This window comes from Salinigranum salinum (assembly GCF_009176545.1).
GTDB classification, from domain to species: domain Archaea; phylum Halobacteriota; class Halobacteria; order Halobacteriales; family Haloferacaceae; genus Salinigranum; species Salinigranum salinum.
Map to the genome: position 1 here is coordinate 1,857,158 of NZ_VTOJ01000002.1, position 18,633 is coordinate 1,875,790.

Below are 18,633 nucleotides of genomic sequence, written 5' to 3' on the forward strand. Positions count from 1 at the left end.
GCCTCCCGACACGCTTCCGGACGGTGGAGCGAAAGCGATACCCTTCACGGCTTCCAAACCGGGGTAATGAGCGCACTGGACGACGACTGGCGGGCCGGGCTCGACGAGGTCGACGCGGCCCTCATCGACGGCTACCAGAGCGGCTTCCCCGTCGTCGAGCGGCCGTTCCGGGTCGTCGGGGAGGCGCTCGGCGTGAGCGAGGACGAGGCACTGCGCCGGGTCCGTGACCTGCGTGAACGCGGCGTCTTCCGTCGGTTCGGTGCGGTACTCAACCCGCCAGTGATCGGCTCCTCCACGCTGGCGGCCGTCCAGGCCCCCGAGGACCGGTTCGACGAGGTGGCCGCCGTCGTGAACGAGTACCGCCAGGTGAACCACAACTACCGCCGCGACCACGCGTGGAACATGTGGTTCGTGGTCACCGCCGGGTCGCGCGAGAAGCGCGACGCGATCCTCGCCGAGATCGAAGAACGAACCGGATGTGCGGTGCTCGTCCTGCCGATGCTCACCGACTACTACATCGACCTCGAGTTCCCGGTGGTGAACGACGATCGGTTCGCGCGGGAGTCGCTGACCGAGACCGAGGTTTCCGCCACCCGCATCTCCGAGGACGCGACCGGAAGCCTCTCGCCGCTCGAGGCGGCGCTGCTCGTCGAGATACAGGGCGGCTTCCCGCTGTCGAAGACGCCGTACCGCGACGTCGCCGCGGCGATCGACGCTCCCGTCGACCGGGTGCTCGCCGCCGTCGACCGCCTGCTCGCCGACGGCTGTATCAAGCGGATCGGCTGCGTCGTCAACCACGTCGTGACCGGCTTCGACGCCAACTGCATGGTCGTCTGGGACGTCCCCGACGGCGAACTCGACGACCGCGGGACCGACGTCGGGAGTCTCCCGTACGTGACACTCTGCTACCACCGACCCCGTCGCCCCGACCAGGGGTGGCCGTACAACCTCTTCACCATGATCCACGGGCGCGACCCGGCGGCCGTCGACGAGATGATCGACGAACTCGCGGCCGAACACCTCCCGTTCACGCACGAGCGGCTCTACTCCACCGAGACGCTGAAGCAGACGGGTGCCCGGTACGACGAGCTCGTCGCTTCCGCCGAAGGCGACGACCGGTCTCGGTGTCGGTGAACGGGGCGGACGTCCCCTCGCCACGCGACCGCTCAGAACCGCGCTTCGAGTTCGTCCCGCAGGTCCGCGACGGTGAGATCGTTCATCGCCAGCAACACCAGCAGGTGGTAGACGAAGTCGGCCGACTCGTGCAACAGTTCCTCGCTGTCGTCGTCCTTCGCCGCCAGCACGATCTCGGTGGCCTCCTCGCCGAGTTTCTCTAACACCCTGTTCTCCCCCTTCTCGTGGGTGAAGAGCGAGGCCGTGTACGACCCCTCCGGGAGGTCGCGCTTTCGGTCCTCGATGGTCGCGAAGAGGGAGTCCAGAACGTCCTCGTCGGCGACCGTCTCGTCTTCACCCGCGCCGGAGTCGTCGCTCATGAGGGGTCGGAGACGGTCGAGGAGCGAAAAGCCTGCGTCTTCGCGTCGTCCGGTCGTTTCAGTCCGCCGCCTCCGCGGGCAGTTCCTCGAAGAACGCCAGCCGGTGAACGCGGACGTCGTTCGTGAGCTCGGGGTGGAAGGAGGTCCCGACGACGGGGCCGTCGCGGACGGCGACCGGGCGGCCCTCCCACTCGGCCAGTACCTCGACGTCCTCGCCGACGGTGTCGATCAGGGGTGCACGGATGAACACCGCCGGGAAGGGGTCGTCGAGCCCCGCGACGTCGAGCGGGGCCTCGAAGCTGTCGACCTGCCGGCCGAAGGCATTGCGGTCGACCGTCACGTCGACGAGGTTCAGGGTTTCGACGCGGTCGTCCTTGGCGTCACGCGCGGCGACGATGAGCCCCGCACACGTCGCGAGGACGGGTTTGCCGGCGGCGACGTGTGCCTCGATCTCGGGGGCGATCCCTTCCTGGCGGAGGAGCCGCGAGATGGTCGTCGACTCGCCGCCGGGCATGAGGAGGACGTCGCAGTCGGGGACGACCCCCGCGTGTCTGATCTCGTGGACCGTCGCCTCCCGGCCGTGGGCCGCCGCCGCTCGCTCGATCGCCCGCGCGTGTTCCGAGACGTCGCCCTGCACGGCGATGACGCCCGCGTGTAGCATACTACTCGCTTCGAGGCGACTCACAAAAAGGGCGCGTCACGAATCGACGAGCGGGCGAACGTCCAGTCGAGACGAGAACCGACGGGCGACCACGCTCGGGTTGAGGAACGTCGGTGCCGGCGACCTCGTGGGGCTGTCTGTGTCGCGGCTACAGCGCGACGACGTTCAGCACCATCACGAACACGCCGAAGAGGAGGCCGAACGCCACCACGGTCTTCGGATCGATGCGGATCGCGTTGCGGTCCTCGGCGTCGAAGTAGCGGACGAGCCCCGCGCTCGACATCAGGCCGCCGCTGTTCTGGCCACTGCTCATACCTCTCTTTGCGAGACTCGACCGCCTAAACGTTTCGTTCACGTTCTCGGAGGGGAGAGTGGGAAATCCTTATGCGGACGAGTGGGCAATCTGCGTGACGCAATGAGCGTCCGACTCAAAGACTTCTACGCCGACTGGTGTGGCCCGTGCAAGCAGCAGGACTCCATCCTCGAGGAGATCGTCGCGGAGTGGGGCGACGATCTCGAACTCGAAAAGGTCGACGTCGACGAGAAGCAGGACGTCGCCAACGAGTACCAGGTCCGCTCGCTGCCGACGCTCGTCGTCGAGAACGACGAGGGGGTCGTCGACCGCTTCGTCGGCGTGACCCAGCGCGAGGACATCGAGGCCGCGCTGACCGAGGCCTCGGCCTGACCGCGCAGCGGGTCGTCGCACGCCCGGTTCCGCACCGACGGCACGGTCGGCGTCCCGGCCGTCTCGCAAGCATTATCACGCCGAATCGTCTACCGCCAGGCATGGCGAGTTTCGACGCGGCCGAGGAACGGACGCTGAGCAAGCAGATCTGTATGCGCTGTAACGCCCGGAACCCCCAGCGGGCCGACAGCTGTCGGAAGTGCGGCTACAAGAACCTCCGTCCCAAGTCGAAGGAACGACGCGCAGCCTGACGCCGACAGCGGCCGCGTTCGGTTGCCACGGACACGGCGACGACGGTGGCTACGATGGCTACGGTGGCGGGGTGCGGGTCGGCGGCGACGTTCACGAGCCGAGCGTCACGATCGGCGAACAGCTCTCTCTTCGCCGACGGGTCGACGAGCGAACCAGCGAGCGGCCGGACCGCGACGACCCGTCCCGACCGCCGGGGTCGGTCAGCCGTCGGGGTACTTCGGCTGGCGGCGTTCCGCGCGCGACAGCGCTCGCTCGATCACGTCGCGCACGGACTCGCCGTGGTCGCTCGCCCGGAAGACGTCGCCGTGGCCGGCGTACATCGCCTCGACCGAGTCGGGTAGCCGGTCGAGGAGCGTCCGCAGGCTGGTGATGAGTCGCTCGCGGGACTGGCCGGTCATGTCCGTCCGCCCGAAGCTCCCGTCGTCGTACGCGCCGTCGTTGTAGACGACGACGTCGCCGCTGAACAGCCGGCTGTTCGAGACCAGCGAGACGTGATCCGACGCGTGACCCGGTGTGTACACCACGTCGTACGACTCGTCACCCATCTCGACGGCGTCGCCGTCCGCGAGTTCGTGGGTCCGACGCGGGTGGTCCGCGTACGCGTAGAGGTCGGCGTCGAACGCGTCGAGCACCTCGTCGAGCCGGCCGACGTGGTCGGAGTGCTGGTGGGTGAGCACCACGCGGTCGAGGTCGTCTGTGTGGTCGGCGACGACGTCGGCGACACCGAGCATCGTGCCTGCGTCGACGAGCGTCGGCACCTCGCCGGGCACGAAGTACGCGTTACAGGTGAACTGGTCGGCCCCCGCAGTGACGGTGACGATGTCGTCTGTCATGACTGGTCGTAGACGGTCGGGGGAGTAAAAATAGCGGGTCGGCGGCACGAAATCGCCCACATGGTTTTTCACTCGGAACTACCTACGTCTACGTGTAATGGGGTTCGGAAGCTACGACGAGTCCGAACAGGAGAACCAGGAGATAGACGCCGACTACGACGAGGAGGACGCGGAACAGACCGAGAGGAACACACACGACGGAAGCGTGGAGTTCGACATCGGGGCGTCGAACGACGAACTGCTCGACCGGCTCGAAGAGATCAAACAGACGGGCGAGTGAACCGACCGGCAACGCCGAGAGACGGGGCACCGTGACGTGAAACCCGGTGTCCGCGCCGTCGGCATCGCGGCGTCCGACGGCCCGAGCGAGGGCGACCCGAGCGTCCTCTGCGGGGCGGTCGTGCGCGCCGACCGGGTCGTCGACGGCTGTTCGTTCGCCACCTGTACCGTCGGAGGAACCGACGCGACCGCCGCCATGGAGACCCTTCTCGCCGACCTCGACCGCGAGGACGTCAGAGACGTCCTCGTGGCCGGCGTGGCACCCGCCTGGTTCAACGTCGTCGACCTCTCGCGGCTGGCCGACGCCGCCGACCGCCCCGTGCTCTCGGTCTCCTTCGAGGAGAGCACGGGGCTGGAAGCCGCCCTCCGCGAGGCGTTCGACGGCGACGCGCTCGCGACGCGGCTCGAGACGTACCGGGCGCTCCCACCTCGCAGCCCGATCGACGTGAACGACGAGACCGTGTTCGTTCGCGCCGTCGGCTGTGACGACGAGGAGGCCACACGCGTCGTCGACGCGTTCACGCCCGAGGGCGGTCGACCCGAACCGCTCCGGGTGGCTCGGCTGGCCGCACGCGGTGCGCGCCGGTGGCGCGAGCGTGAGGACGAGGATGGCTGACAGCCGGCCGATGTGTGGTGTCAAGCCCGGCCGAGGTGTGGTGGCGCCAACGGCCGGGATTAAGTACGCACGGCACCGCGGTCGGGTATGGACACCGACCCCGACGTGGAGTTCGACGGCCTGCGCGTCACCGCGTGCGAGCGCTGTCCCGAACTCGTCGACTCGAGAAGTCGGATCGTCAACGGCGTCGGCCCCGAGGACGCGGCCGTGGTGTTCGTCGGCGAGGGACCCGGTGCCAGCGAAGACGAGCGGGGTGAGCCGTTCGTCGGGCGATCGGGGAGCGTCCTCGACGAGGCGCTCGCCGAGGCCGGTCTCTCCCGATCCCGCGTCCGCATCACCAACTGCGTCCGGTGTCGGCCGCCGGAGAACCGCGATCCGTGGACGGACGAACTCGCGAACTGTCGGAGCTTTCTGGAGTCGGAGCTGAGGACGGTCGCACCGGAGGTAGTGGTGACGCTCGGGAAGGTGCCCTCACAGCACCTGCTCGACCGCTCCGTGGCCGTGACGAAGGAGGCGGGGAGCGTCCACGACCTCCGACTGGACGACGTCTCGCTCCGCCTCCTGATCTCGGTTCACCCCGCCGCGACGCTGTACGACCGCAGCCAGCGCGACGGCTTCTTCGAGACGATCGCCGAGGCCGCCCGACTGGCCGGCGTCGAGGCGGGCGAGGGTGGCGAGGGGGGCGACGGGGACGGAGGAGGCCGGAGTGGCCAGTCGAGTCTCGGCGACTTCTGACGCGCCGCGCTCGACTCACACGGCCGGCGGTCCATGCCCCGTTCCGCGCGGCCGACGCGAGACCGACACATTCGTACTCAGGTCACCTCGATCTGTTCGATCTGCTCGCCCCGCGCTCCCCCGGTGGCCGCCTCGCGTCGTTCGGCCGCCCGTCGGTGTTCCTCGAGGTGTGCGTAGAGGTCCGTGGCAGTCTTCAGCCCGATCAGGAGGACGAGCGCGAAGAGCGGCGCACCGGCCGCGGAGGCCCCGAACGCACCGAGGATGATCGTCAGGTGGAGGACGATGACGCGTCGGTACGGCTCTTTCATCTGCATCCCGGGCGAGGCAGCGCGGTACTCCTCGTGTCCGACGAAGTTCACGAGGAACGAGCCGGCGTGGCTCACGACCATGCCGACGACGCCGAGGAAGACGGTCGTGAACGCGAGACCGCCGGAGAACGGATCGGGGACGAACGCCACGAAGACGAACAGCCCGTGGACGACCCAGAAGATCCCGTAGTGCATCACGAAGAAGCCGGCGATGTCGGTGTTTTCGGGGTAGAGGTGGAGGCCGTCTCTCGGCTCCGACGGCCCCGAGAGGTCGACCTGCCGGCCGTTGATCTTCGCCGAGAAGTTCGCCGGCTCCTCGGAGCCGGGAGCGAGCAGGATCTTCGGGACGTTGAACGCGCCGATGATGCCGCTCTCCACCCAGTAGATGACGAGGATCGTGCCGAGACTCCACCCGAAGAAGACCACGCCGGCGAGCGGGACGAGGTTGACCGCGACGAGGCCCGCGATCGCCAGCGAGGACGACTCCCGTGGGGGAAGCAGGCGCATGCGGACAGTACTGCGGTCGAGCGACCTAACCGTTTGCCTCCGATCACCGACGCGTGACGTCGCGAGGCGTTCCGCTCCGGGCGTGGCATCCCGCCGACTAGCCGGGTGAACGAGCATCGGACGCCGATCCGGAAGCCGAAGCGCACGGAGCGGCCTGCGAGCCGAAGCGGGCCTCAGTCACTCGTAGCGGAGGCGTGTCGCTCCCGATCGGCGAACCGGCCGACGACGACTGCGGTCACCGCCGTCGCGAGGGCGCCGACTCCGGCGATCGCGTAGAACGCCGTCTGAACGCCGGCCCACTCGATGAGGTAGCCGAACACGGGCGGAGCGATCGTGCTCCCGAGCATGATGCCGACGGTGACGACGGCGAAACTCGTCGCGACGGTGCCGCGGGCCGACAGCCGCTCGGTGAGTTCGTCGCGAGCGGGACTGGCCACGCTGCGGACCCCACCGAGCAGCAAGAAGAGTCCGACGACGGCCGTCGCGGGGGCGAGCTGTGTGGCGATGAGACCGACCAGTGCCGTGAACCCGACGAAGCTGAAGATCAGGATTCGCCCGCCGCCGAAGCGATCCGTGAGGTAGCCACCGACGAGGATCGCACCGGCGCCGACGACGAACAGTCCGGTGAGGGTGAGATTCGCGGTCCCCAGCGAGAGCGCGTAGGCGTCCGTGAGAAACACGACGGCGTAGGAGGTGAGCCCCCAGTTCGCAGTCGTGGCGAACAGCGCGAGCACCGCCAGGGCGAGGATGCCGGGCTCGGCGACCAGCGCCCGCAGTTCCGACCTGACACGTTCGGCGAGCGGCTCCCCGGTCGTCACCGCCTCGACGTTCGGAGCGGTCACCTCGTCGTCGACGCGCCACGCGATCAGGGCGGTGACCAAGAGCCCGTAGACGAGTCCGACCACGCCCAGGATGCCGATCGCGTGACGCCACGTCAGGCCGTCGATCGCGACGATCGCGGTGATGACCGCCGGTGGGGTCGCGAACCCGAGGCTCCCACCGAAGTTGTAGATGGCGAACGCTCGGCCACGGACCGCGTCGGGCGTCGCGTCCGACAGGAGCGGGTAGTGACTGGGGTGGTGACCGGCGACGCCGATCCCGAGGAGCACCTGTCCGAGCACGAGGACGGTGAACTCCGGTGCGACCGCCGTGACGAGCGCGCCGACGCCACCGAGCACCGAGGAGATCCCGAGCGTGATCGTTCGGTCGTAGTGATCCGCGAGGTAGCCGAAGGGAAGCTGGAAGACCGTGTTGACAAGCGCCTGCACCCCGAGTGCGAGGCCCAGCAGCGCGATCGACACGTCGAGATCCCGCGAGAGGAGCGGGAGGATCGGCGGTAACAGCACGAGGAAGACGTGGTTGACGAACTGTGAGCCGCTGATGAGCCCGACGACGACCGCCGTCTCTCGGGAGCGGAGACCGACCAGTTCGCCGACGCGACTCATCTGCCTGCCCGGTGCGTCGGATCGACGAATAACAGTGGCGAAGTCGTGGCCGATTGGCGGTGGTCGGAAGCCGACCGCGTCGTTCGGCACGGGGCGTCCCGTCTGCGGCAACGGAAACGCACTTGACCGCGACCGGCGAAGACTGAGTATGAGCATCTCGGACCAGGCCGAAACCGAGGAGACGCTGGCGTCCGTGGTCGTCGTCGACTACGGGCTCGGGAACCTCCGGTCGGCGATGCGTGGACTGGAGCGCGCCGGCGCGGACGTCACCATCTCCGCGGACCCCGCGTCGTTCGACGACGCCGACGGGATCGTCCTGCCCGGCGTGGGCGCGTTCAGCGAGGGGATGGAGAACGCGGGGCCGTTCCGCGCGTCGCTGGCGGAGGCCGCGTCCGACGGCGTGCCCGTCTTCGGGATCTGTCTCGGGATGCAGATGCTGCTGACGTCGAGCGAGGAGGCCGACCACGCCGGCGAGGGCGAGGTCGAGGGGCTGGACATCATTCCCGGACGAAACGTCCGGTTCGACGAGGGGCAGAAGGTGCCGCACATGGGGTGGAACCAGCTCTCCGTCCAGCGCGACCACCCGCTCGTCGCGGGCGTCGACGGCGGGTACGCCTACTTCGTCCACTCGTACTACGCCGCCCCCGACGACCCCGAGAGCGTGGTCGCCACCACCGACTACGGCGTCGAGTTCCCGTCGGTCGTCGCCAACGAGGCGGGGAACGTCTTCGGGACGCAGTTCCACCCCGAGAAGTCCGGGAAGATCGGGCTCAGGATCCTCCGGAACTTCGTCGAACTCTGCGCCGACCGGGCGTAACACGGGTCCCGACGGTGGCGAGTAGATCCGGTCACCGACGAGGGAGAAGTCGATCACACCGACGTTCGAGCGTGTCGACACCCACACCCACGATCGCGCGGGCGACCACGAGCCGAGAGTTATGCTCGTCGGCGTTCTGACGTCGGACATGACGACGGACGGGGAGACGGCCAGGGACGAAACAGAGGCGGACACTGACGCGGACCACGACGGCGACGACGGGAACGGCGGACCGGACGAGCGCCACGTCGTGACGGCCTTCCTGCGGAACGCGGGCGACGTCCTTCTGATCCGTCGGAGCGACGAGGTGGGGACCTACCAGGGACAGTGGGGGGCGGTCTCGGGCTACGCCGAGGGCGATCCCGACGCCGCCGCACGGTGGGAGATCGACGAGGAGGTCGGCCTCGCCGACGCCGTGACGTTCGTCCGTCGGGGCGACCCGGTCGCGTTCACCGACGACGACCTGGGCGTGCGGTGGGTCGTCCACCCGTCCCTGTTCGACTGCACGGAGCGGGCGCTACGACCGAACGAGGAGATCGCGGAGACGGCGTGGGTGCCACCGACTGAGATCCTGCGTCGCGAGACGGTCCCCGAACTGTGGACCGCGTACGACCGGGTGCGGCCCCGGGTCGAGACGATCGAGGGGGACACCGAACACGGCTCCGCGTGGCTCTCGCTCCGGGCGCTCGACGTGCTGCGGGACGAAGCGGGGCACCGGGCGACGGTCGAAACCGACGGGCGAGACGGCTGGGCGGCAGTCGTCGAGACGGCCGAGGCACTCCTCGACGCCCGTCCGAGCATGACCGCACTGGCGAACCGGGTGAACCGGGCGATGGCCGAGGCCGCCGAAGAACGCACCGCCACCGCGGTCGAACGTGCCGCACACGAGGGGATCGAGCGGGCGCTCGCCGCCGACCGGCGCGCGGCCGAGACCGCCGCCGAGAGGGTGGCGGACGAGACGGTGCTGACGCTCTCGCGCTCGGGGACGGTCGAGCGGGCGCTGTCGGGGCACGGCGGGACCGACGAGGACGGAGACGAGGAGAGGAACGAAGACGGGCCTGCCCACGTCGTCGTCGCCGAGTCGCGGCCGGCCCGCGAGGGCGTCGGGGTCGCCGAGCGCCTCGCGGCCGAGGGAGTCGACGTGACGCTCCTCACCGATGCGGCGACAGCGCACGCCCTCGCCGGCGGGATCGGCGACCGGATCGACCGGGTGGTCGTCGGCGCTGACACCGTCTTCCCGGACGGGAGCGTGCTCAACAAGACGGGTACCCGGAGTGTCGCCATCGCGGCCGCAAACGAGGACGTCCCCGTCGACGTGGTCGCGGCCGTGGACAAGGTGGCGACGACGACGACCGTCGAGGGGGAGACTGGACCCCCCGAAGCGGTGTACGACGGCGACGCCGATCTCGCCGTCGAGAACCCGACGTTCGACCACACGCCGGCCGTGTTCGTCACCGGCGTCGTCACGGAACGGGGCGTCCTCGACGATGCGGCCGTCGAGCGCGTCGCAACGGAGTTTCGAGCGCTCGCGAGGTGGCGGGACTGAGCGGAGCTGACGAGTGTCGGGGACGGCAGAGACCGACGAGAACTGACGAACGTCGGGGGCGACGGAGACCGACGGGGACCAGCGAGGCGAGAGCGACGACCCCTCACCCGACGGTCTTTTGCCACCGACCCGAGAAGGGAGCGCGTATGAGAGCAGTCACCCTTGGTCCCGCGGGGACGTACTCCCACCGGGCGGCCCGTGCGGTCGCCGACGACGTCGAGTTCCGCGAGTCGGTCACGTCGATCGTCGAGAGCGTCGCCGACGGGACGTACGAACGCGGCGTCGTCCCCATCGAGAACAGCATCGAGGGATCGGTCACCGAGAGTCTCGACGCGCTGGCGGAGTACGAGGTCGCGGTGACCCAGGAGATCGTCACGCCGATCCGCCACGCACTGCTCGCGCAGGGACCGGAGTTCGAGGTCGTCGCCAGCCACTCGCAGGCGCTCGCACAGTGTCGTTCGTTCCTCGAGTCGGAGTACCCCGACGTCGCGCTCGAGGCGGTCGCCTCCACCGCACGCGGCGTCGAGCGTGCCCGGCAGGACCCGACGGTGGCGGGCATCGGCCACCCCGACAACGCGGGGGGAAGTCTCGAAATCCTGGCCGAGGACATCCAGGACCGCTCGTCGAACGCGACGCGCTTTCTCGTCGTCACGCCGCAGTCCGAGCGGTCGGAGGCGGGCGGCAAGAGTTCGATCGTCGTCTACCCGAACGCAAACTATCCGGGGCTCCTCCTCGAACTACTCGAGGTGTTCGCCGAGCGCGACATCAACCTCTCGCGCATCGAGTCGCGCCCGTCGGGGAACCGCCTGGGCGACTACCTGTTCCACATCGACTTCGAGGCCGGCCTCTACGAGGGACGCACGAAGGAGGCGATCGCGGCCGTCGAGGAGATCGCCGACAACGGGTGGGTTCGAGTGCTCGGCTCCTACGACTCGCGGCACGTGGTGTAGCGACGGCGAGCGCGCCCCAGTACCCGCCACTCCGTCCCGACGTCCGGGTAACGCTCAAATCCGTCGCCGACGTACCGACAGGTGAGATGCCTGACAGACCCAATCCGTTCGAGGACATCGAGCGGTTCTTCGAGCGCATGAACCGGAGCCTCGGCGACGCAGGAATGACTCCACAGCTCCACGATATTTCCGTCGACGTCGCCGAGACCGACGCCGAGATCGTCGTCACGGCCGACCTTCCCGGCTTCGAGAAGGAGGACGTGACGATCTCGGTGTCGGGACGAGACCTCACCATCGAGGCCGATCACGAGGAGGAAACCGAAGCGTCCGACACCCGGTACGTCCGCCGCGAGCGGACCCACCGGGCGGTGTCGCGGACCGTCCGACTCCCCGACGCGGTCGAGGAGGACGACGCGAGCGCCACGTACCACAACGGCGTGCTCACGGTGACACTCCCCCGTGAGACGGTGGAGACCGACGACGACTCACACACCATCGACATCAGCTGAGTCGATCGACGATCGAACCGAAGAGACGGTCGAACCACCGACGTCGACGGGCACGCCGCCCGGAGCCCGTTCGCGGACGACGGTTCGAACACAAGATATATTCCAGTCCGATGCCAGCCGTCGGTATCCGCAGTGATCTCCCCTACACGAGCGAGCGGCGTGCCCGTCGACGGAACACGCACACGGCGCCGAGCCGATCGGCGTGCAAATCGACCGACCACGTGCCCGACGAGCCGAACGGCTGACGTCGCCCGAGGGGCCGTCGCCACGGCCACTCGTGAGCAACGCGCCCGCGCACATCCCCAGCCATGTCAGTCGACGTAACGCGCCCGCGGCTCCGCCGTGCGCTCCAGGTCGTCGCGCTGGTCGTGCTGACGCTCACCGTGCTCTCGGCCGGCCACTCCTACCTGAGCTACGAGCCCGTCGCGGGTACCTCGGCGTCGGTCGACGAGGGGATCGGTGTCGCTGGCGGCTCGTCGGAGCCACCCGCGGTGGTCGCGACGATCGACGGCGTCGGCCCCGGCCAGATCGTCGCCTACGACGACGACGGCGACGTCGTCTACCGGAACGACTCGCTGTGGATCTACCACGACGTCGACCCCAGTCCCCGAGGAAAGTACACCGTCACCTACGTCGCGTCGGACGGGGCCGATCCCAGCGAGTGCGCCGGCGAGAAGTGTCTCCGGAACGTGATCGAACGGCTGAACCTGACGACCGGCGAGGTGACGCGCGTTCACGGGTGGGTCGACGCGCGGAACGGCTCGTCGCAGACGCACGACGTCGACCGGGTGAACGAGTCGGTGTACCTCGTCGGCGACATCAGCTACCCCGACCGGGTGTACATGGTGAACACGACGACGGGCGAGGAGATCTGGGAGTGGCGCGTCTCCGAGGCGTACGAGCCGACGAGCGGCGGCGACTACCCGTCGGACTGGACGCACCTCAACGACGTTGAGTATCTCTCGGACGGGCGCGTGATGGTCAACCTGCGCAATCAGGACCAGGTCGTCTTCATCGAACCGGGTGAGGGGATCCAGCCGGAGTGGACCCTCGGAGCCGACGACGACCACGAGGTCCTCTTCGAGGCGCACAACCCCGACTACATCCCCGCCGAGCGCGGCGGCCCGGCGGTCGTGATCGCGGACAGCGAGAACAACCGGCTCGTCGAGTACCAGCGCGAGAACGGCTCGTGGGAGCGGACGTGGCACTGGCAGGATACGACGATGCAGTGGCCGCGCGACGCCGACCGCCTCCCCTCGGGCCGGACGCTCGTCGCCGACTCGCACGGCCAGCGCCTCCTGAGCGTCGACCCGGACGGGACCATCGCGTGGGCACAGCCGTTCCCGACCGGGAGTTACGACGTCGAACTGCTCGGGACCGGCGACGAGAGCGCGGGCGGGACCAGCGCGGCCGTCCTCGAGCCACGTTCGCGGTGGCCGCAGGTGAGTATCGACGACGGCAACACCTCGATGCGCGACGGGGTAGTGGGCGGCGACGCGAGCCGAGCGACCGATTCGGCGGCCGACACCGGATCGTCGGCGTCCGCGTCGACGGGTACCGCACCGGCCGCCGAGGGGTTCGCTCCCGGTCCCTCGACGGTCGCGTACACGGTCGTCTCGCTCGTCCCCCCGCTCGTCCTCCACGGCCTCCTCTTTGCGCTCCCGACGTGGGCGACCGCCGTCGACGCCGTCCTCGTCCTCGCCACGCTGCTCGTCGGCGTCCCGCTGGTCGTCGTGGAACTGTGGGCACGACTCGCCCCACGCGTCCGCGCCAGGTGGGGGTAGCGCGTGGGTGGCGACGACCCACATCGGAGGAGTCGACTGGGGCTCGCCAACCACGGCCTGCCGTGACGCCTACGCCTGTCGCTAATACGCCGTATTCTCCGGATAGAGTCGCTCTACTGTGCGAATTACCACCACGTGTCCTGCAATCTTTATTATTTCAGACGGCGTCGTATCGGTCGCAATGATGCGACGTTCCAACTTCGGTGACGACCCGTTCGACTTCCGATCCATGTTCGAGCAGATGAACCGCCAGTTCGAGGAGATGAACCGCCAGTTCGGCCGGTTCGCCGAGACACGCCCCGCGCTGGAATCCGGCAGCGCGCTCCCGGCCACGATGGGCCAGGGCGGGATGCAGGTCGACGTCGCCGAGTACGACGGCGAGATCGTCGTCACGGCCGACCTCCCCGGCTTCGAGAAGGAGGACATCGACCTCTCGATCGCCGGCGACGCGCTCACCGTCCGCGCCGACCGCGACGTCGACTCGGAGCACGAGTCCGGCAACTACGTCCGCCGCGAGCGACGCCACCACTCCGTCCGCCGGACCATCCCGCTCCCGGGCGAGGTCCGCGAGGAGGACGCGAGCGCGTCCTACGCCAACGGTGTCCTCACCGTGACGCTCCCCCGCGAGTGGACCGACGAGGACGACGACAGCCACCACATCGACGTCGAGTGAACTGTCCGTGGCCGACCCTGGCCACTCGTCTCGTGTCGTGCACCGTTCACGGTTTGGTTCGAGGTTCGGTTCCGGTTTGGTTGGCCTCGAATTGGTCCGATTCGTTCCGATTTCCGTCCGCGTTTCGTTCCGACTCGTCCCGTCCCTTCTCACCCGTCTCGCTCCCTGCCGTGGATCGAGCTTACGCGCCCGCAGAGCTAGTGCACCACGTGTCCAGAGCGTCTCATCAGTGATGGATCGAGAGTCGCCGGTGACGGATCGGGACGACGCCGAGGTTCGTGAAGGGTACCGACCCGGGGTCGTCGGACGACTGACCGAGTTACACGCGACGTACTACGGGCGGCGCTGGGAACTCGGACCCCGCTTCGAGGCCGAGATCGCCGAGGGGGTCGCCGAGTTCGTGGCGCGGTACGACTCGGCGCACGACGGCCTCTGGACCGTCGTCGACGGGGCGGGGGTCGTGAGAGGCGGTATCGTCATCGACAGCCGACGGGTACGGGACGAGGGGGCACAGCTCCGGTACTTCATCCTCGACCCCGCGCTCCACGGGAAGGGGCTCGGGCGGGCGTTGCTGACGACGGCGATGGGGTTCTGTGACGCCAAGGAGTTCGACCGCGTCTTCCTCTGGACCGTCGACGAACTCGAGGCGGCGATCCACCTGTACCGCGAGGCGGGATTCTCGCCGACCGACCGGATCGACGTCCACACGGGGTGGCGAACGGACGTGCCGTACCGGCTGTTCGAGCGCGAGCAGTAGCGAGCGGAACGGGTACGACGGCAGCCTCGATCGAGACGACGACGACGGGCCCACTCAGTCGACCGATCCGTCGACAGGTTCGGTCGCGGCGTCGACCGCGACGAGGACACGCTCGGCCGCGCCGTCGACCGCGTCCCGCCAGCCGGCGGGGAGCGTTCCGTCCGCCCGCGGTGGGGAGAGGTCGAGTGAGACGCCGTGGTACGAGACGTGTGGGAACGACGCCGCGATGCGACGACCGACGAACTCGGCGTCCGCACGCCGGCTGGAGACGCCGCCGCCGGCGAGGTCGTAGTGGGCCGTGAACAGCTGAACGACCACCACGGGACGTGTGGTCGAACGCGAGAGCACGCCCTCGGCGAGGTGTCGGAAGAGCGTCGCCGTGTTCGAGACCGGGTCGGCACGGCGCCACTCCAGTTCGACGAGGACCAGCGCCTCGCTGGAGTCGCCAGCGACGTCGACCCGGGTACCGCCGAGGTCGTACTCGGTGTCCCAGTCGACGGCGGGGCGGGACGCGGCGAGCCGATCTCTGAGCGCCGACTGGATCTGCGAGGCGTGCTCACCCATCGGCAACCAGCTCGGCCGCGGGGGGCCTGAATGTTCCGCCCACGGCGTGGTCCGTCTCGGAGCCCGTCACGGTGCGTCGGATGACCCGTGTGCTCGGTGATCGGCCCAGGGCGCCGGTCGGTCGACCGGGGCTCGAACCGCGCGACCGGCGAACGCGAGCGACGGACGGTATAGCAGTTGTTTTAGGCCGCCACGACGGACACGTGTGTATGACTTACGACCCGCAGGAACTCGAGGAGCGCTGGCGGGAGCGCTGGGCCGAGACCGGGCGGTACGAGCCCGACCCCGGCGACGACGCGGACGACGTGACCTTCCTGACGGTCCCGTACCCCTACCCGAGCGGCGGGATGCACATCGGTCACGCCCGGACGTACACCGTCCCCGACGTCTACGCACGCTACCGACGACAGCAGGGCGACACGGTGCTGTTCCCCATCGCGTGGCACGTCACGGGCACACCGATCATCGGTGCGGTCGAACGGCTGAAGAAGGGCGAGGAGAAGCAGCTCTCGGTGCTCCGGGACACGTACAACGTGCCCGAAGAGACGCTGCAGGACCTGGAGACGCCGATGGGCTACGCCCGGTACTTCATCGAGAACCACTACAAGCGGGGGATGAAACAGCTCGGCCTCTCGGTCGACTGGCGCCGGGAGTTCACGACGAACGACGACCACTACTCGCAGTTCATCACCTGGCAGTACGAGACCCTGCGGGAGCAGGGGCTCCTCGAGAAGGGGCTGCACCCCGTGAAGTACTGCACGAACGAACACCAGCCCGTCACAACCCACGACATCCTCGAGGGCGAGGAGGCGGAGTTCCAGGAGTACACGCTCGTCCGGTTCGGCTGGGACGCGAAGGGAGAGTCGGATTCGGACACCAGCGGCGGCGACAAGGACGGCGAGGTGGTCGTCCCGATGGCGACCCTGCGTCCCGAGACGGTGCGTGGGGTGACGAACGCCTACATCGACCCCGACGCCGACTACGTTCGAGCCACGGTCGACGGCGAGACGTGGCTCGTCTCGACCCAGGCCGTCGAGAAGCTCCGCCTGCAGGACCACGAGGTGACGGTCGAGGAGGAGTTCACGGGCGAGCGCCTCGTCGGCGAGCGGGTTCGGAACCCCGTCACGGACGAGTCGGTGCTCGTGCTGCCCGCCGGGTTCGTCGATCCCGACAACGCCACGGGCGTCGTGATGTCCGTCCCCGCGCACTCGCCAGACGACTACGTCGCTCTGCAGGAGGCGAAAGCCGACCACGCGCGGCTGGAACGGTACGGCATCGACCCGGGGGAGGTCGAGACGATCGAGCCCGTCCCGATCCTCGAGATCGAGGGATACGGCACGATCCCGGCGAAGGACGCCGTCGAGGAGCGCGGCATCACGTCGTCCGACGACCCCGCGCTCGAAGAGGCGACGAAGGAGCTGTACAACCGCGAGTTCCACGCCGGGCGGCTCCTCGACGCGTACGGCGAGTTCGCCGGCGCGGTCGTCGAGGACGTTCGAGGGAGTTTCCGCGACCACTACCGCGACGCGGGCGTGTTCGGGTCGATGCAGGAGTTCACCGAGGACGTCGTCTGCCGGTGTGGCGGCGACGTCGTCGTCGCCGAGCAGGAGACGTGGTTCCTGCGGTACAACGACGAGGCGTGGAAGCAGCGGACGAAGGAGGCCGTCGAGAACATGGAGTGCATCCCCGAGAACACGCGCGGGGAGTACACGCACACGATCGACTGGCTGAACGAGTGGCCCTGCATCCGCAACTACGGGCTCGGGACGCGACTGCCGTGGGATCGCGACTTCGTTATCGAGCCGCTGTCGGACTCGACGATCTACATGGCGTACTACACGCTGGCCCACCGCATCGGGGAGCTCCCGCCCGAAGAGCTCGACCGGGCGTTCTTCGACACGCTGTTTTACGGGGCGGACGCCGTCGACGACCCCGACGAGCGCGCGCTCGAGTTGCGCGAGGAGTTCGAATACTGGTACCCCGTCGACTACCGCTTCTCGGCGAACGACCTCATCTCGAACCACCTCACGTTCTACCTGTTCCACCACGCGGCGCTGTTCGAGGAGGCGAAGTGGCCGCAGGGGATCGTCATCATGGGGATGGGTCTGCTCGAGGGCGAGAAGATGTCGTCGTCGAAGGGGCACGTCGTCCTCCCCGGGGCGGCCATCGACGACTACGGCGCCGACACGGTCCGCTTCTTCCTCCTGAACTCGGCGGAGCCGTGGCAGGACTACGACTGGCGTGCCGACCAGGTCGAGAGCGTCCGTAACCAGCTCGAACGGTTCTGGAACCGCGCCACCGAGATCGTCGACGCCGCGCCCGAACGAGCGCCGACCGTCGCCGACGACGGCCAGGGCCCCCGGACGCTCCCCGACGGCCTCGCGAGCGTCGACCACTGGCTGCTCTCGAAGCTCCAGACCACCGTCGGGGACGTGACCGGGGCGATGGAGAGCGCCGAGACGCGCTCGGCGTCGCAGGCGGCGTTCTACAACTTCGAGGAACAACTGCGATGGTACCGCCGACGCGCCGATCTCGACCGACCGGGCGCGCGGTGGACGCTCCGACACGTCCTCGAGACCCGACTCCGGCTGCTGGCCCCGTTCGTGCCGTTCCTCGCGAACGAACTCCACGAGCGGCTGACGGGGACGCCCGCCGAGAACGCCCCGTGGCCGGTGGTCGACGAGACGCTCGAACGCGAGGCCGTCGAGGTCGAGGAGCGGCAGATCGAGCGGCTCACCGACGACGTCAACGACATCGTCGACGTGACCGGCACCGACCCCTCGATCATCCGGGTGTACGTCGCCGCAGACTGGAAACGCGAGGTCTTCGAGACGGTCGCCGACGTCGGCACCGACGTCGGTGCGGTGATGGGACAGGTGATGCAGGAGCCGTCCCTCCGCGAGCGCGGCGACGACGTGAACCAGCTGGTACAGGAACTCACGGAGCAGGTCCGTGGGGTCGACGACGAGACCCTCGCGGCGATGGTCGACCTCGACGAACACGCGGTGTACGAGGCCGCGGTCCAGTTCCTCGAAGCGGAGTTCGACGCGACCGTCGAGCTCTACGGTGAGTCCGACGACGACATCGTCGATCCGGCCGACCGTGCGTCCGGTGCGGTGCCGTTCCGCCCCGCGATCCACATCGAGTGAGGGACGGGCGACGCACCCGGTGAGGGACGGACGGCATCCAGAGTGAGGGACGGACGGCATCCAGAGTGAG

Annotated in this window: 21 protein-coding genes; 14 read left to right on the top strand and 7 right to left on the bottom strand. The window is 68.8% G+C overall.

The annotated features are described in order from the left end of the window. Positions 1-66 precede the first annotated feature (66 nt). On the top strand, positions 67-1,134 hold the full coding sequence (ahbB, locus tag FZP69_RS20345; protein WP_152043180.1) for a siroheme decarboxylase subunit beta: 1,068 nt from the start codon (positions 67-69) through the stop codon (positions 1,132-1,134). A gap of 32 nt (positions 1,135-1,166) precedes the next feature. Here ahbB and hisE read toward each other — a convergent pair whose 3' ends face one another. From hisE to FZP69_RS20360, 3 genes are all read right to left on the bottom strand, one after another. Beyond that, positions 1,167-1,493 carry a phosphoribosyl-ATP diphosphatase gene (hisE, locus tag FZP69_RS20350; protein WP_152043181.1) on the bottom strand — a complete coding sequence of 109 codons (327 nt, stop codon included), beginning with the start codon at positions 1,491-1,493 and terminating at the stop codon, positions 1,167-1,169. A 58-nt stretch (positions 1,494-1,551) separates the two neighbouring features. After that, positions 1,552-2,154: a pyridoxal 5'-phosphate synthase glutaminase subunit PdxT gene (gene pdxT / locus FZP69_RS20355; RefSeq protein WP_152043182.1), complete on the bottom strand. Its 603-nt coding sequence runs from the start codon at positions 2,152-2,154 to the stop codon at positions 1,552-1,554. Between the two features lie 148 nt (positions 2,155-2,302). Beyond that, positions 2,303-2,467 carry a preprotein translocase subunit Sec61beta gene (locus tag FZP69_RS20360; RefSeq protein ID WP_152043183.1) on the bottom strand — a complete coding sequence of 55 codons (165 nt, stop codon included), beginning with the start codon at positions 2,465-2,467 and terminating at the stop codon, positions 2,303-2,305. A gap of 102 nt (positions 2,468-2,569) precedes the next feature. Here FZP69_RS20360 and FZP69_RS20365 point away from each other — a divergent pair, with 102 nt between their 5' ends. Both FZP69_RS20365 and FZP69_RS20370 read left to right on the top strand, forming a co-directional pair. Beyond that, complete coding sequence (locus tag FZP69_RS20365) at positions 2,570-2,839, top strand: thioredoxin family protein (RefSeq protein WP_152043184.1); 270 nt, start codon at positions 2,570-2,572, stop codon at positions 2,837-2,839. A 101-nt stretch (positions 2,840-2,940) separates the two neighbouring features. Continuing rightward, positions 2,941-3,090 (top strand): 50S ribosomal protein L40e, encoded by a 150-nt coding sequence (locus FZP69_RS20370; RefSeq protein WP_152043185.1) that lies wholly within the window; start codon positions 2,941-2,943, stop codon positions 3,088-3,090. Positions 3,091-3,291: 201 nt separating this feature from the next. Here the strand turns inward: FZP69_RS20370 and FZP69_RS20375 are convergent, their stop codons facing one another. Next, on the bottom strand, positions 3,292-3,924 hold the full coding sequence (locus FZP69_RS20375) for an MBL fold metallo-hydrolase (RefSeq protein WP_152043186.1): 633 nt from the start codon (positions 3,922-3,924) through the stop codon (positions 3,292-3,294). A gap of 97 nt (positions 3,925-4,021) precedes the next feature. On the opposite strand from FZP69_RS20375, the gene FZP69_RS20380 reads away from it, so the two are divergent. The 3 genes from FZP69_RS20380 to FZP69_RS20390 all read left to right on the top strand — a co-directional run bounded on the left by FZP69_RS20380 (position 4,022) and on the right by FZP69_RS20390 (position 5,554). Next, positions 4,022-4,204 carry a DUF5786 family protein gene (locus tag FZP69_RS20380; protein ID WP_152043187.1) on the top strand — a complete coding sequence of 61 codons (183 nt, stop codon included), beginning with the start codon at positions 4,022-4,024 and terminating at the stop codon, positions 4,202-4,204. Between the two features lie 36 nt (positions 4,205-4,240). Then, a complete protein-coding gene (locus FZP69_RS20385; protein ID WP_152043188.1) occupies positions 4,241-4,819 on the top strand; it encodes an endonuclease dU in 579 nt (192 codons plus the stop codon). Between the two features lie 87 nt (positions 4,820-4,906). Beyond that, a complete protein-coding gene (locus tag FZP69_RS20390) occupies positions 4,907-5,554 on the top strand; it encodes a uracil-DNA glycosylase (protein ID WP_152043189.1) in 648 nt (215 codons plus the stop codon). A gap of 77 nt (positions 5,555-5,631) precedes the next feature. Here FZP69_RS20390 and FZP69_RS20395 read toward each other — a convergent pair whose 3' ends face one another. Then, a complete protein-coding gene (locus FZP69_RS20395) occupies positions 5,632-6,369 on the bottom strand; it encodes a DUF6498-containing protein (protein WP_152043190.1) in 738 nt (245 codons plus the stop codon). A gap of 173 nt (positions 6,370-6,542) precedes the next feature. Then, positions 6,543-7,814 carry an MFS transporter gene (locus FZP69_RS20400; RefSeq protein ID WP_192918671.1) on the bottom strand — a complete coding sequence of 424 codons (1,272 nt, stop codon included), beginning with the start codon at positions 7,812-7,814 and terminating at the stop codon, positions 6,543-6,545. A gap of 148 nt (positions 7,815-7,962) precedes the next feature. On the opposite strand from FZP69_RS20400, the gene hisH reads away from it, so the two are divergent. The 7 genes from hisH (at position 7,963) to FZP69_RS20435 (ending at position 14,850) form a co-directional block, all read left to right on the top strand. Next, complete coding sequence (hisH, locus tag FZP69_RS20405; protein ID WP_152043192.1) at positions 7,963-8,631, top strand: imidazole glycerol phosphate synthase subunit HisH; 669 nt, start codon at positions 7,963-7,965, stop codon at positions 8,629-8,631. 148 nt (positions 8,632-8,779) lie between these two features. After that, positions 8,780-10,177 carry an NUDIX domain-containing protein gene (locus tag FZP69_RS20410; protein WP_152043193.1) on the top strand — a complete coding sequence of 466 codons (1,398 nt, stop codon included), beginning with the start codon at positions 8,780-8,782 and terminating at the stop codon, positions 10,175-10,177. Positions 10,178-10,323: 146 nt separating this feature from the next. Continuing rightward, entirely contained in the window at positions 10,324-11,127 is an 804-nt protein-coding gene (pheA, locus tag FZP69_RS20415) for a prephenate dehydratase (RefSeq protein WP_152043194.1), read from the top strand. An 86-nt stretch (positions 11,128-11,213) separates the two neighbouring features. Next, positions 11,214-11,636, top strand: a complete 423-nt coding sequence (gene hsp14, locus FZP69_RS20420) for an archaeal heat shock protein Hsp14 (RefSeq protein ID WP_152043195.1) — start codon at positions 11,214-11,216, stop codon at positions 11,634-11,636. 308 nt (positions 11,637-11,944) lie between these two features. Beyond that, positions 11,945-13,420 carry an aryl-sulfate sulfotransferase gene (locus tag FZP69_RS20425; RefSeq protein WP_152043196.1) on the top strand — a complete coding sequence of 492 codons (1,476 nt, stop codon included), beginning with the start codon at positions 11,945-11,947 and terminating at the stop codon, positions 13,418-13,420. Positions 13,421-13,601: 181 nt separating this feature from the next. Beyond that, on the top strand, positions 13,602-14,093 hold the full coding sequence (gene hsp14 / locus FZP69_RS20430; RefSeq protein WP_152043197.1) for an archaeal heat shock protein Hsp14: 492 nt from the start codon (positions 13,602-13,604) through the stop codon (positions 14,091-14,093). 250 nt (positions 14,094-14,343) lie between these two features. Further along, positions 14,344-14,850, top strand: a complete 507-nt coding sequence (locus FZP69_RS20435) for a GNAT family N-acetyltransferase (RefSeq protein WP_192918672.1) — start codon at positions 14,344-14,346, stop codon at positions 14,848-14,850. A gap of 54 nt (positions 14,851-14,904) precedes the next feature. On the opposite strand, the gene FZP69_RS20440 is transcribed toward FZP69_RS20435, so the two are convergent. Then, positions 14,905-15,414, bottom strand: coding sequence for a hypothetical protein (locus tag FZP69_RS20440; protein WP_152043199.1), 510 nt, complete (start codon positions 15,412-15,414; stop codon positions 14,905-14,907). Between the two features lie 209 nt (positions 15,415-15,623). Between FZP69_RS20440 and leuS the strand changes: the two genes are divergently transcribed. Further along, complete coding sequence (gene leuS, locus FZP69_RS20445) at positions 15,624-18,563, top strand: leucine--tRNA ligase (protein WP_152043200.1); 2,940 nt, start codon at positions 15,624-15,626, stop codon at positions 18,561-18,563. Positions 18,564-18,633 lie beyond the last annotated feature (70 nt).